Genomic DNA, 14,366 nt, shown 5'->3' on the forward strand with positions numbered 1-14,366 from the left:
ATAATTATTATTTCTTAATAGAACCCTATTCTAATTGCAATGTACAAGGTATACCGTTATCCATTCTGCTAAAGATTGGTGAGAGGTCGAAGCCTCTCACCAAAAACCAGCTTTTAACTAGGCAAATTCGTTACCGAGAATCTGCCATTCACATACCATCTCGATATAACTAGACATCTATCAGGTATGTGTTCTTAGCTGATATTACTCTTTAGAGATTTTCGCCCAGGTATCACGCAGACCTACAGTGCGGTTAAACACTAAGTGTTCAGCCGTTGAAAGTTTGCTATCAGCACAGAAGTACCCTTCACGTTCAAACTGGTAAGTTTTTTCCGGCATGGCATTGACCAGACCTGGCTCAACAAAACCTTTACGTACCACTAATGACTCGGTATTAAACGTGGACAGGAAATCCTCTGCCGCACCCGGATTTGGCACGCTGAACAGACGATCATACAGGTAGAATTCAGCTGGCGCGGCATGTACTGCACTTACCCAATGAATAACACCCTTCACTTTGCGGCCATCAGCCGGATCTTTATTCAGAGTCTGCTCGTCGTAATGACAGTAAATCGTGGTGATGTTGCCTTCTGCGTCTTTCTCAACACGCTCAGCTTTAACCACATAAGCGTTACGCAAACGCACTTCTTTACCCATGACCAGACGCTTATACTGACGGTTAGCTTCTTCACGGAAGTCTGCACGATCAATATAGAGCTCACGGCTGAATGGTACTTCACGGCTGCCCATTTCCGGCTTATTCGGATGGTTAGGCATGGTCAGAATAACTTCACCTTCCGGCATATTTTCAATAACCAGTTTCACCGGATCAAGAACTGCCATAGCTCGTGGTGCATGTTCATTAAGATCATCGCGGATACAAGATTCCAGTGCAGCCATTTCAACATTGTTATCCTGCTTAGTTACACCGATACGGCGGCAGAATTCACGGATTGACGCAGCAGAATACCCACGACGACGCAGGCCTGAAATGGTTGGCATACGAGGGTCATCCCAGCCAGCAACAATATTCTCAGTCACAAGCTGATTAAGTTTACGCTTGGACATTACTGCGTATTCCAGATTCAGGCGGGAAAACTCATACTGACGAGGGTGGCAGTCAATTGTGATGTTATCCAATACCCAGTCATACAGGCGGCGGTTATCCTGAAACTCTAGTGTACAAATAGAGTGTGTAATCCCTTCCAGCGCATCGGAAATACAGTGGGTAAAATCGTACATCGGATAGATGCACCATTTATTACCAGACTGATGGTGTTCTGCAAATTTGATACGATACAGAACCGGATCGCGCATGACCATAAAAGGAGAGGCCATATCAATTTTGGCACGCAGACACGCTTTACCTTCTGCAAACTCGCCCGCCCGCATTTTCTCGAACAGAGCAAGGTTTTCTTCCACACTACGATCACGGTACGGGCTGTTTTTACCCGGCTCTTTCAACGTACCACGATATTCGCGGATCTCATCAGGGCTTAGCTCATCCACATACGCCAGACCTTTATTGATTAACTCAATGGCGTATTGATGCAGCTGGTCAAAGTAATCAGAAGAATAACGGATATCACCACTCCACTGGAAACCCAACCATTGTACGTCTTGCTTGATTGACTCAACGTATTCAATATCTTCTTTAACCGGGTTCGTATCGTCAAAACGCAGGTTGCATTGCCCCTGATAGTCTTGCGCAATGCCGAAATTCAGGCAGATCGACTTTGCATGACCAATATGCAGATAGCCGTTAGGTTCAGGCGGGAAACGGGTATGAACGGAAGTATGTTTACCAGTTGCCAAATCTTCGTCAATAATCTGACGAATAAAGTTTGTCGGGCGAGTATCTGCCTCACTCATCGTTTTATTCCTCAATGCAAAAAGCGCTTCAATATAACCCTCTATAATCTATTAAGCTGAACCGAGAAACAACACTTAGTTAGTGGGAAATAGAGGAAAAAAAGAAAGTCTCAGTGAAAAAAGGATATAGACAGGCCATTTTGAGTAAAGGCCTGCCATTTCTATACGAGAAGTAAGTAAAATCAGCGGATACGGTGATTTTCCAGCACTGTGATTAACTGATCTGCACAATAAACGATATGTTCTTCATTCCAGCTAGGATGCAAATACAGGCTGATTGTCCGGGGCAATAAAGAACGGGCTGTTTCACACACAACATCGCAATAATTTACCGATTCAGGCGATGTGTACTCACTGGAATGGAAAGGGAAATTGGCAGAGCCAAAACCACGTAGCTCTTTGAAAACCCGTTCACCATAGGCTTCCGGCCACTGGATTTTAAACGCAGGCACACCGATTTTTTTCAAATCACGCAAAATGATTTCAGCTGTGCAATCCAGTTTGGCAAGATCAAACACGATAGGATATAGCCAATATGCGTTTTGCCTGTCTTCATTATTCAGCGGCAGACTATGAATTAAATCGATTTCTGCAAATTTTGCGTCATAGATTTTCGCGTATTGTTTACGGTTATGCATATTCCAGTCATCAAACCGCTCCAGCTCATTAATCCCGATGATCGACTGAATTTCAGTCATACGGTAATTATAGCCAATGCGATTATGCACATGCCATGACACCTCTTCCAAAGCAAGTAAGTCAAACTTCCTTTTCACATCAAACCCGTGATCACGATAGGCACGGCATTCCCAACCGATTTCAGGATTATTGGTCACAACCATGCCACCTTCACCACCGGTGGTAAAATGTTTGGACTGACAGAAACTGAATGTGCCAACATCACCAATCGTTCCAACAGATTTCCCCTTATACTTTCCACCGAGACATTGCGCGCTGTCTTCTATTACTTTGAGATTATGTCTGCGGGCAACAGCAAGAATTGCATCCATATCGCAGACAACACCATAAAGATGTACAACGATAATAGCTTTTGTGCGCTCGGTAATCAGAGCTTCTATTTTATCAGGGTCGATAGTGTGTTCTTCCGTCGTATCGCAAAATACAGGAATAGCACCGCACTGTAATACAGCAAAGGAAGTAGCAATAAAGGTATATGAAGGAACAATAACTTCATCACCAGGGCCGATATTTAATGCCCCCACAGCAATATTCACAGCAGAGGTGCCTGAATTACAGGAGATTGCCATTTCTGCGCCAATCCAGTCGGCAAATTTATTTTCAAATTCCATGCCTTTTTTTCCGGTCCAGTAATTAACTTCACCGGATAACAGTGGCTGCTGAATATCTTTTAATGTTTTTTCGGCAAAATCAGGCCATTGTGGGAATTTCATAAAATCACACCTTAATATTATTACAAGAGATAAGTTTATTTATATAAAAACAAATTAATTATTTTTTATAAACCTTGAGTTAACTAACATAATTAATGCACCAACAGATAATAAATAAAATGCTGTTTCAAGACTAAAACTCTGAGCAATAAACCCGATTAACGCAGGCCCAATCATTATTCCAAAGTAGCCAAATGTAACAATTGAAGCTATTGCATGACCGGGGAGCATAACTGTTTGAGTTCCCGATATAGAGCATAATATCGGAACAATATTTGATGCACCTAATCCTATAAAGAAAAAACCTATCATATATAGATAGAAAGAACTTACACTAACAACAATAAAGAAACCGATAAAAATACTAAATGTCCCTGCAAAAAAGACTTTCCCACGCCCTATATTAGATATAACTCGATCCCCTAAAAATCGTCCTGTCGTCATCGCTGCTGCAAATGCAGCATAGCCAAATCCATTAAATGCAATATCAACATTACGTTCATTAACCAAAAAAACGCCGCTCCAGTCAATAACTGAACCTTCAATGATCCCCATTAGAAAACAAAGAAAGCTCGCCAAGATAACAATACCTTTCGGAAAAAAGAAACCTTTATCCTTTCTTTCTTTATTATTATCGTGATTATTTATAAGCCCGGAGAAAGAAAAAATAAATAACAACGATAATATAAAAGATATAACCAGACATGCGACAAGAGCAGAAAAGTTCATATAAAGTAATATCGATACGCCAGCCGCCCCCAGAATCCCTCCCAAACTGAAAAACCCATGGAAGCCTGACATCAAGTTTCTCTTTGTATTTTTTTCCACTTCTACAGCCTGGATATTCATTGCAACATCCACTGTACCAATGGATGCCCCAAAGATAAAAAGCATAATTCCAAGCTGGGTAACACTCGAAGATAATATTAGAAGCGGTAAAGAAACAATAGCAAAAATCCCTGAAATTATAATAACCTTACGACAACCAAATAAAGTAGTCAGAAATCCTGTAACAGGCATGGATACAATTGACCCAAGACCCAGAAAAAACAATAAAACACCCAGCTCTCCTGAATCAATATTTAAAAAATTTTTTACCAAGGGTATCAAAGGAGCCCATGCCGCAATTCCCATACCAGCAGCTAAGAAAACAGCTCTAGTTGCAATCACATTATTCATAATCCATCTCAACCATAATGTTTATATAAAAGCCCACGCTATACTTAATCACACAGGGTTATACACTTCATCTTGAAATCCGTTGTGTATATACCCGTCATCTTTCAAGCTGCCTCTTTGTTGGCTGCACTCGCTCACCCCAGTCGCATAGTTATCTATGCTCAGGGGACTTTCTCCTTTGCCGCCGCGATGCAACTCGAAATCCATAGGGTATAGAGTCATCAAAACATTAATCCATCCTTATGAATTAATTTTAATTTCAAAAGCATTCATTCCTATTTTATCAATTTTAATTTCATCCCAGTGCTTAATTACTTCGAGAACTGAAGAGTGTATTTTCTCTTGTCCCCCAATTTGTATGACCTCACAACCTGCTGCTAATGCACTTTGTATTCCTGCATATGAATCTTCAAAAACTAAACAGTCTTTGGCTTTTATTCCCAAACGTTCAGCTGCCATGAGGTAGGGAGCAGGATGCGGTTTCCCGTCCTGTACATCATCAGAACCCACAATGAGATCCGGTATCTTAAGACCACAAACATTCATTCTATGATATGCAACTCTCTGGCTGGCTGAAGTGACTACAGCCCAAGGGCAATCATTTAAAGAAAGTAAAAATTCTTTTGCACCAAATAAAGCTTGTGCTGAACCTGAATGTTGAACTTCTAAATCATCCAATAACTGAACCTGTTCTTCCACATTCAAATGTGGGGCAATAGACAAAATAACATCTCTGGAACGAACACCATGACATATCTCCAATACATGTTGGATAGGCACATTCTGCATTTCGCACCATTTAGACCAAATCATTTCAACTTCCGATAAAGATTGAACCAAAGTCCCATCCATATCAAATAAAATAGCCTTTATATTATAAATCCCCATTACCCCTCCGATAATAAAAAACAAACACTGTAAATCATCCCAATCATTTATAATAAAACATAGGAATCAAAATAAATCATCAGACCTATTTCATTAGGATAAATCAATATCACAGCATCTGCTAATTAATCACTTCAGATTATCTCCGGATCGTTTATAACCCAATAAATCTTAATGGAAAAAATGCCAAATATCATTATGCTATAGTTAATTAACGTCCTCGCCAGACTCCAGTTCTCTCTTGTATCCTCCCAGGCCACTGGGAACTGATCTAATTTCTTAGATAACCTATTTGTCAGATAAATAATTTCAGCATCAAATGCGTATCCATTAATCTTCTGCTTAGAAAACACTTCTTTTGCCACATCAGATTTCAACATTTTAAATGGACATTGAGAATCAGAAACTTTGCAATTCAATAGTAAGTTGACTATTTTTAAAAATATTTTACTGGTTATCTTCCTATATGAATTTGCTTTTGATTTATTCTTTGAAAAGCGCTCTCCAATAACCAAGTCAATATTTGAAATTTCAATCCTCCTGTATGCAATAAAAAAATCACTTTCTTTTATAGGAAAATCAATATCTGTATAAAAAATATACTTCCCTTTTGCTAAATCGACGCCTCTTCTAATGCTATAGCCTTTTCCATAGTTGCCACAGTTAGAGATCACCAGAACATCAGGATAATTTTTCTTTATTTTTACAACATCTTGGTCATGAAAATTATTTTTATCTGAATCGTTGACTATAATTATTTGTACCTTCAACTTCTCCTGAATGTTTCGGATACGCTGGATAGTTTTTTCAATAACAGAATAATTTTCATTATAGCGAGGAAGAATAATTGAAACATCAATAGCATCATCCTCTATGCGATGATTTTTTGTCTCCATAATGATACCTTAAGGTATAATGTACTAAAATCCCAATAATAATTTACCCAAATCTGTTAAGTGTATCTGAGATGTATCTTGTTGATGTGCTTTTTTAACCGGAAAGGCTTTCCCTGTTATAGATGTCGTCGGCAAACCTTTTTTATAAGCTACAATTCTCTCGGCAACTTGTTGTTCTGTAATATCTGTTCGTGGAAATAAGCAAAAATATTGAGCTAATCTTGGCTCATTCGAAGTATTAGGTATATTCCCGTGAGGCAGTGCACTGTCAAAAATGACATAATCCCCTGCTTTCAATGGAATTGATTTAATATTCATTCCTGTTGTATCAGGAAATCTACTGTTATATCCCGCTGGCTGTTTTGATAGCCATTCATAGATAACTTTATGAAAACCAGGAACACACTGGAAACCACCAGAATTACCATTATCATCAGTTAAGCTCAAAAGACCCTGTATTTTTCTTTCCAGTGGGCGTTTAGAAACATCAATATCCCAATGAATAAAACCTTCATATTTCCAGTTTTCGTTAACTGGAGGATTCATATTTACCCTGTCAACACTAACCAGTAAATCTGAGGTACCAAAAATCTTTTCATATACAGAGTAAATGATTTGATTCTGACGATTATCCCACAAAGCCTGATGATGATAAAAAGGAATCCGCCCCATTTCATCAATTCCTGAACGAGAGCGAATCTCCATGTTATAAAAATCACTCTGGTTACTCTTATCCATTTCCAAAAAATAAAATATAGCATCGACAGTTTTTTGAACTTGTTCTTTGCTTATTGCCGACTCTATGATGATATAACCATTATCATCCCAACTCTTTAAATACTTTTCCATTTTTCCTTCTGAAATAGATAAACTCATAATTTCCACCTACTTATATTTATTTCACTTGGTTATCTTATCAACGAACACAGTTTAATCTCTCTATCAGAGATAATTTAAGTGCATTAGACTTTGATCTAAAATGTTTATAAAATGGACGGGAATATAAATCATTAAAATAAACTCAACCTAAGCCAAATAAAACTAAAGGATATTTTTTATAAAAAAATTGAGGTAAATCACAAATAAAATAAAAAACAAAAATTATTGTAAAATACCCACATTCAATTATTCCTTATCGAAAAAATGACAATAACAAATACCTCTCGTGAATATAAAAAATAACCATCATATATTTAATTTTATATTTCCACATTCCAGATGCATCGTAATAATAAATATCTTACCAAAAATAATTAATGATATATTTTTCGTTTTTTAGAAACTTGAAGATAGGAACTATAATTCTATATTTAGAATTATATGATTTTAACTCGCTCCCCTAGAAATAATTTACCTATTTCTAGGGGTTAAAAGTGAAGAAAAGCATTCTGACATTACCTGCATGCATTTCTGCATACAGGTAATACTAAAAAATATTTATGAGATGAAAATTATGAGGTAGGTTATTAATTATTTATATATCTGAAATAAATCTTCTCCTGTGGCAATAACTCCCTCTTTTGCAATCACTCGGATTCCTGAATAGTTATCGATATTGCTGATAATAACTGGGCTTATCATTGATTTGGCATGAGAATTCAAATAATCAAGGTCTAATTTCAGTAACGCCGTTCCTGTTTTGACTTTCATGCCTTCTTTCACCAAACATTCAAACCCACGGCCGCCCAGAGAAACAGTATCAATGCCCATATGGACAATAACTTCAGCACCATTATCCGCCTCAATACATAACGCATGGTTAGTATCAAATATCTTTACCACCGTACCTGTAACGGGTGAGAAGACTGTTTCCGAGGTCGGATTAATTGCAATACCATCACCCACTAATTTACTGGAGAAAGCTTCATCCGGTACATCTTCCAGCTTGACTAACTCACCCGCTACAGGCGCTAGCAAAGTCAGAATTTCTTTATTTTCCTGCGTACTCTTTTTTTCTACCGGAGTATCAAAGTCTGGAATATCATTTTCTGTCGCAGCGGAAATCGGACCTTTAGCAATAACATCTTTCATGGCGCTAGCAATCAGTTCAGCACGCATACCAACAATAATCTGAACACTTCCTTTATTCAGGCGAATAACACCAGAAGCCCCAAGACGTTTAGTAACTCGTTCATTAACTAAACTGGAATCTTTCACGGATAAACGCAAACGGGTGATACAAGAGTCAATATTGATTAAATTGGCCGATCCACCTATCGCAGCAACATAGTTATATGCTTCTTCCTGAATATCGTTTTTGCCACCAGCATTCAATTTCATATCAGCATCAGTTCCCGCGGCAGAAGGTAACTCACGGCCTAATGTCATCAGGTTGAATTTTTTGATAGTGAAACGAAATACAACATAATAGATACAGAAAAATACTAACCCTTGTGGGATCAGCATGTACCAGTGAACAGCTAACGGGTTGCGTGAGGAGAGGAAAAGATCAATAAAGCCGGCGCTGAAACCAAAACCGGCAATCCAGTGCATCGCCGCTGCAATATAAACTGAAATACCCGTCATAATGGCATGCAGAAAATAAAGCACAGGTGCCACAAACATGAAAGAGAATTCAAGTGGCTCAGTTATACCAGTAAAGAATGCAGCAAATGCTCCCGCCAACATGATACCGCCAACCATTGCTTTATTCTCAGGACGGGCGCAGTGGTATATCGCCAATGCCGCTCCCGGTAACCCAAACATCATGATGGGGAAGAAACCAGCCTGATAACGCCCGGTAATACCCGGAATAGCCGTTCCTTCAGCAATAGATTTTCCTCCTCCCAGGAAGTTAGGAATGTCATTAATACCCGCCACATCAAACCAGAAAACTGAGTTCAACGCATGGTGCAAACCTAAGGGTATTAGCAGACGATTAAAGAATGCATAAAGCCCCGCCCCTACAGACCCGAGGCTGGTAATACTTTCACCAAATACCACCAGCCAATCATAAATGACAGGCCAGACAAATATCAGGATAAAAGAAAGTAGAATCATTAAAAAAGAATTCAGGATCGGTACCAAACGGCGTCCACTGAAAAAAGACAGTGCCAGAGGTAATTCAACATTACTGTAGCGGTTATAAAGCTCAGCTGAAATAACCCCTATTAAAATACCAATAAACTGATTATTAATTTTATTGAATGCCACTGGCACATCAGCAACCGGAATACCTTCAATCATCGCGATGACTTCGGGCGAACACAGTTTCATAACAACCATAAACCCGACTAATCCGGTCAGTGCAGCAGCTCCGTCTTTATCTTTTGACATACCATAAGCAATACCAATTGCAAATAATATTGCCATGTTGTCAAGAATAGCCTTGCCGGATGAGATAAACAAAGCTGCCATTTTATTGTCAGCTCCCCAACCGGTCGGATCAATCCAATACCCAATCCCGAGTAATATCGCCGCAGCAGGCAATGTTGCAACAGGCACCATTAATGCCCGACCAATCTGTTGTAAGTAAGTTAAAATGTTCACTCACGCCCCCTTAAAGCCCCATGAATGGAGTCTTTTATTTAATAAATGATGTAATAACATCTTCATCTATTTGTTGTTGAATAATTTTAAGTCTAAGAAATTTATTTTTCATCGCAAATTAAATCGTTCGTATGTGTGATAAAAATCACTTAAATTGATATATTTTTGAGCTAAATATGGCCTTAATCAAAAACTTATTTTATTATAAAAAATAACATTAACGCGTGTGTGTCCGGTAGAACCGCTGTAAAGAACAGGTATGATAGGCAGCTTTTTCCCTACCACTGTCCGTATAATTTTAATTTAATAAATGAATAATTTTTTGAAGAGGTCATCATGAGGCTGATCCCCCTAACAAATGCAAGTGATGTAGGTCGATGGTCTGCTCACTATATTGTTAGAAAAATCAATGAATTCAAACCAACAGCAGAACGCCCTTTTGTTCTCGGCCTGCCTACAGGCAGTACACCATTAGCAACTTACAAAGAACTAATTTCTCTATATCAGGCAGGAAAAGTTAGTTTCAGAAATGTTGTAACCTTTAATATGGATGAATATGTTGGCATTCCTGAGGATCACCCCCAGAGTTACCACACTTTCATGTATCAGAATCTCTTCAATCATATTGATATTAAAAAAGAAAACATCAACTTACTCAATGGGAATGCGACAGATATCGAAGCTGAATGCTTACGCTATGAGAATAAAATTAAAGCGTATGGCAAAATTCATCTGTTTATGGGCGGTGTAGGTAACGACGGTCATATTGCATTTAACGAACCAGCGTCTTCTCTCTCTTCCCGTACACGAATTAAGACGCTGACTCTGGAAACACGAACTGCCAATTCCCGTTTTTTCGATAATAACGTGGAATCAGTCCCCCAATATGCGTTAACTATTGGTGTGGGTACGTTAATGGATGCTGAAGAGATCATTATTCTCGTAACCGGAACTCAAAAAGCACTGGCTCTACAAGCTGCTATTGAAGGTAATGTTAACCATATGTGGACAGTAAGCTGTCTACAGATACACCCAAAAACAATTATTGCGTGTGATGAAGCTGCAACAATGGAGTTAAGAGTAAAAACCGTAAAATATTTTCGCCAGATAGAGGCTGATATTCTGAGTGAATTCGCCAGTTAATACTTATTCAGGCATTTAGGTTCAGGCATTTAGGAGTCCAGAATGTACGCTTTAACCAACTGTATTATCTACACCGGACACGACAGGCTCAGTGAATATGCTGTTATTATTGAAGGTGGGATAATTAAGCATATTTGTCCGGAAAATGAGTTACCGGCAGGCATTGAACAGCATGACTTACAGGGTGCAAACCTCTCTCCCGGGTTTATTGACCTGCAAGTCAACGGTTGTGGCGGGGTCCAGTATAATGACCGCATGGAAGATATTACGGAAGGGACACTGCATATCATGCAGAAAACCAATCAGCGATACGGCTGTACCAGTTTTCTGCCAACGCTTATCACTAGCCCTGATGAGCTGATGATCAAAGCCATTGAAGTAATGCGTATCTATCTGGCTAACAACCCCAATCAGGCGATTGGTTTACATCTGGAAGGGCCTTACATCAATCCAGTAAAAAAAGGCACACATAATGCTGCCTATATACGCAAACCAACACCGGAAATGGTCAATTATTTGTGTATTAATGCCGATGTGATCAAGAAAATTACTCTTGCTCCTGAGATGGTAGAAAATCATTACATTCACCAGTTAACTGAAGCGGGCATTGTTGTTTCCGCGGGTCATTCCAACGCAACCTATGAAGAGGCGCGACGGGGATTCCAAAATGGTATTACCTTCTCCACTCATTTATACAATGCCATGCCGGCCATTTCTGGCCGACAGCCGGGGTTAATCAGCGCAATTTATGATACTACTGAAGTCTATGCCGGTATTATTTGTGATGGGATGCATGTTGCCTGGCCCAACATTCGTAGCGCCAAGCGTCTGAAAAATGAAAAATTAGTGCTTGTGACAGATGCCATTGTCCCCGCCGGGCTGGATAAAGGCAGTAATATAGAACAATTCACCTTCGCTAATAAAACAATATATTATCGTAACGGGTTATGTGTCGATGAGAATGGCACATTAAGTGGCTCTTCAGCCACAATGATTGAGTGTGTCAGGAATAGTGTCGAAAAAGTTGGTATCGCTTTAGATGAAACACTGCGCATGGCAACCCTTTACCCAGCTAAAGCTATCGGTGTCGATAAACATCTTGGAACGATTGAGCCGGGTAAAGTAGCAAACCTGACAGCATTCACTCATGATTTCAAAATCTGTAAAACCATAGTTAACGGAAATATCGTTAATGACAATAACAACAAAGGAAATGAAGCTGAACTATCGAGCATAGTGCCTGATGAACAACCATAACACACAAAAACAAATCGCGAATATTGAGCTGGTCAAACAGCTCAATAGCGCCGTGGTCTATCGGTTGATAGACCAACTCGGGCCAATATCCCGTATACAAATTGCGGAAGAGAGCCAACTTGCTCCGGCCAGTGTGACAAAAATTACTCGTCAGTTAATTGAGCGTGGTTTGATTAAAGAAGTTGATCAGCAAGCATCTACTGGCGGACGTCGCGCTATTTCCATCGTCACAGAAACCAGCCATTTTCATACCATTGGTGTTCGGCTAGGCCGTCGGGATGCGACGATTGCGTTATTTGATATGAGCGCCAGACAATTGGCTGAAGAGCAACATCCTGTTCTGGAAAATAGCCAGCAAGAAGTCGAACAACGGATTATCTCCGTGATTGAAGACTTTATCAGCAGAAATCAGCGGCGTAACCGCGAACTGATTGCAATCTCCATTATTGTCCCCGGATTAGTTGATCCCCATAATGGCATTATCCGCTATATGCCACATATTAAAGTCGATAACTGGCCATTAGTGCAAAACCTGCGCAATCACTTCAATATTTCATGTTTTATCGGGCACGACATCCGCAGCTTGGCGCTGGCAGAAAACTATTTCGGAGCCACTCGCGATTGTGAAGACTCTCTTCTTGTACGTGTTCATCGTGGTGTAGGTGCTGGCGTTATTATCAAGAATAATATCTTGCTCAATAAACGTGGCAATCTGGGAGAGATAGGCCATATCCAAATTGAACCACTGGGTGAACGTTGTCATTGCGGTAATTTTGGTTGTCTGGAGACGATCGCATCCAATCCAGCCATAGAGGCTAAAATACAGCATCAATTACAGCAGGGGTTTCCAAGCAAGCTGACATTGGATAAATGCAGCATCCATGACATATGTCGCGCTGCTAATCAGGGTGACTCTCTGGCAGTCGAAGTGATCAGGCAGGCAGGGCATAACCTCGGTAAAGCCATCGCCATTGCCATTAACTTCTTTAATCCACAGAAAGTTGTTATTGCCGGTGATATCACTGAAGCAGAGCAGGCTCTGCTTACCGCTATTCAAAATTGCATCAACACTCAGACTTTAAAAAACTTCCGTGAAGACCTGCCTATCGTAGTTTCCGAATTAAATCACTGTTCTGCAATAGGCGCATTCGCTTTAACGAAGCGAGCTATGCTCAATGGTCTGCTGTTACAACACCTTCTTGGAGGATAATCCGCCACATTAGCTGCTTTTATCATCAAGATGATTACAGGGCAAACAAACAAGCGATTTTATGCATATTTTTTTAAAAAAGCAGTTGACGCATCTGTCTGATATACGCATAATGCGCCCCGCACCGCCGATGAAGGCAAAGCGAAAAAAGATGGCTACGTAGCTCAGCTGGTTAGAGCACAGCACTCATAATGCTGGGGTCACAGGTTCGATTCCCGTCGTAGCCACCATCTTTGCGGGAGTGGCGAAATTGGTAGACGCACCAGATTTAGGTTCTGGCGCCGCAAGGTGTGCGAGTTCAAGTCTCGCCTCCCGCACCATTTCTTCTTCGGTTGCACTTAAATCGAGTTTTGCTAAGGTTGCTTTAAGTTTTAGTGTGTTGTTTTTCAGGTGGGGTATCGCCAAGCGGTAAGGCACCAGGTTTTGATCCTGGCATACCCTGGTTCGAATCCAGGTACCCCAGCCATATTTCTGAAAACGATAATTACTAAGAAATAGATAGCCATTAATAAAACAAGGTTTAAAATGAAAATATTCAGGTGGGGTATCGCCAAGCGGTAAGGCACCAGGTTTTGATCCTGGCATACCCTGGTTCGAATCCAGGTACCCCAGCCATTCTCCTGAAGGTTTTCATAAAATTTACGGTTAACGTAAATGGCTACGTAGCTCAGCTGGTTAGAGCACAGCACTCATAATGCTGGGGTCACAGGTTCGAATCCCGTCGTAGCCACCATTTTAAATTCAGTTGGGGTATCGCCAAGCGGTAAGGCACCGGATTCTGATTCCGGCATTCCCAGGTTCGAATCCTGGTACCCCAGCCAAATTTTCAAAACAAACGTTGACTGAACTGATAGCCACCTTTTGGTGGTTTTTTTTGTTTTTGTGCCAAAAAATATCCCCAGCTTACCGCTTTATAGTCTTCATCTTTGTTTGATGACCAGCCTGAAATTGACACATCTAACCCTGTTTATGAAGTGCTCAGTAGAAAACATATCTAAGGGTAGAAGTATTCAAAATACG

At 40.0% G+C, this 14,366-nt stretch carries 11 protein-coding genes and 6 tRNA genes; 9 read left to right on the plus strand and 8 right to left on the minus strand.

Annotated elements, in window-relative coordinates:
- Positions 1 to 204 precede the first annotated feature (204 nt).
- The 7 genes from glnS to nagE form a co-directional block, all read right to left on the minus strand.
- A complete protein-coding gene (gene glnS, locus AACX38_RS00145; RefSeq protein ID WP_228862775.1) occupies positions 205 to 1,872 on the minus strand; it encodes a glutamine--tRNA ligase in 1,668 nt (555 codons plus the stop codon).
- A gap of 182 nt (positions 1,873 to 2,054) precedes the next feature.
- Positions 2,055 to 3,284 (minus strand): DegT/DnrJ/EryC1/StrS family aminotransferase, encoded by a 1,230-nt coding sequence (locus AACX38_RS00150; protein ID WP_228862776.1) that lies wholly within the window; start codon positions 3,282 to 3,284, stop codon positions 2,055 to 2,057.
- Between the two features lie 54 nt (positions 3,285 to 3,338).
- On the minus strand, positions 3,339 to 4,463 hold the full coding sequence (locus AACX38_RS00155) for an MFS transporter (protein ID WP_228862777.1): 1,125 nt from the start codon (positions 4,461 to 4,463) through the stop codon (positions 3,339 to 3,341).
- A 240-nt stretch (positions 4,464 to 4,703) separates the two neighbouring features.
- Positions 4,704 to 5,351 carry an HAD-IA family hydrolase gene (locus AACX38_RS00160; protein WP_228862778.1) on the minus strand — a complete coding sequence of 216 codons (648 nt, stop codon included), beginning with the start codon at positions 5,349 to 5,351 and terminating at the stop codon, positions 4,704 to 4,706.
- 134 nt (positions 5,352 to 5,485) lie between these two features.
- Complete coding sequence (locus AACX38_RS00165) at positions 5,486 to 6,247, minus strand: glycosyltransferase (RefSeq protein ID WP_228862779.1); 762 nt, start codon at positions 6,245 to 6,247, stop codon at positions 5,486 to 5,488.
- Positions 6,248 to 6,271: 24 nt separating this feature from the next.
- The gene (locus tag AACX38_RS00170; RefSeq protein ID WP_228862780.1) at positions 6,272 to 7,123 is read right to left on the minus strand and encodes a phytanoyl-CoA dioxygenase family protein; all 852 of its coding nucleotides are present in this window, start codon (positions 7,121 to 7,123) and stop codon (positions 6,272 to 6,274) included.
- Positions 7,124 to 7,717: 594 nt separating this feature from the next.
- Positions 7,718 to 9,736, minus strand: a complete 2,019-nt coding sequence (nagE, locus tag AACX38_RS00175) for an N-acetylglucosamine-specific PTS transporter subunit IIBC (RefSeq protein WP_228862781.1) — start codon at positions 9,734 to 9,736, stop codon at positions 7,718 to 7,720.
- Positions 9,737 to 10,072: 336 nt separating this feature from the next.
- Here nagE and nagB point away from each other — a divergent pair, with 336 nt between their 5' ends.
- The 9 genes from nagB to AACX38_RS00220 all read left to right on the plus strand — a co-directional run bounded on the left by nagB (position 10,073) and on the right by AACX38_RS00220 (position 14,167).
- Positions 10,073 to 10,879, plus strand: coding sequence for a glucosamine-6-phosphate deaminase (gene nagB, locus AACX38_RS00180; protein WP_228862782.1), 807 nt, complete (start codon positions 10,073 to 10,075; stop codon positions 10,877 to 10,879).
- Positions 10,880 to 10,921: 42 nt separating this feature from the next.
- Positions 10,922 to 12,136: an N-acetylglucosamine-6-phosphate deacetylase gene (gene nagA / locus AACX38_RS00185; protein WP_228862783.1), complete on the plus strand. Its 1,215-nt coding sequence runs from the start codon at positions 10,922 to 10,924 to the stop codon at positions 12,134 to 12,136.
- Entirely contained in the window at positions 12,123 to 13,346 is a 1,224-nt protein-coding gene (gene nagC, locus AACX38_RS00190; protein ID WP_099121699.1) for a DNA-binding transcriptional regulator NagC, read from the plus strand. The genes nagA and nagC overlap by 14 nt, the downstream gene beginning before the upstream one ends.
- Positions 13,347 to 13,499: 153 nt before the next feature.
- Positions 13,500 to 13,576, plus strand: a tRNA-Met gene (locus tag AACX38_RS00195).
- A 5-nt stretch (positions 13,577 to 13,581) separates the two neighbouring features.
- Positions 13,582 to 13,666 (plus strand) — tRNA-Leu (locus tag AACX38_RS00200).
- A gap of 71 nt (positions 13,667 to 13,737) precedes the next feature.
- Positions 13,738 to 13,812: transfer RNA gene (locus AACX38_RS00205), tRNA-Gln, on the plus strand.
- Between the two features lie 74 nt (positions 13,813 to 13,886).
- Positions 13,887 to 13,961: transfer RNA gene (locus AACX38_RS00210), tRNA-Gln, on the plus strand.
- A gap of 41 nt (positions 13,962 to 14,002) precedes the next feature.
- Positions 14,003 to 14,079: transfer RNA gene (locus AACX38_RS00215), tRNA-Met, on the plus strand.
- 13 nt (positions 14,080 to 14,092) lie between these two features.
- Positions 14,093 to 14,167 (plus strand) — tRNA-Gln (locus tag AACX38_RS00220).
- A 5-nt stretch (positions 14,168 to 14,172) separates the two neighbouring features.
- Here AACX38_RS00220 and AACX38_RS00225 read toward each other — a convergent pair.
- Positions 14,173 to 14,301 (minus strand): hypothetical protein, encoded by a 129-nt coding sequence (locus AACX38_RS00225; RefSeq protein WP_255711862.1) that lies wholly within the window; start codon positions 14,299 to 14,301, stop codon positions 14,173 to 14,175.
- Positions 14,302 to 14,366 lie beyond the last annotated feature (65 nt).

The organism is Xenorhabdus sp. PB30.3 (genome assembly GCF_963895965.1).
GTDB classification, from domain to species: Bacteria; Pseudomonadota; Gammaproteobacteria; order Enterobacterales; family Enterobacteriaceae; genus Xenorhabdus; species Xenorhabdus stockiae.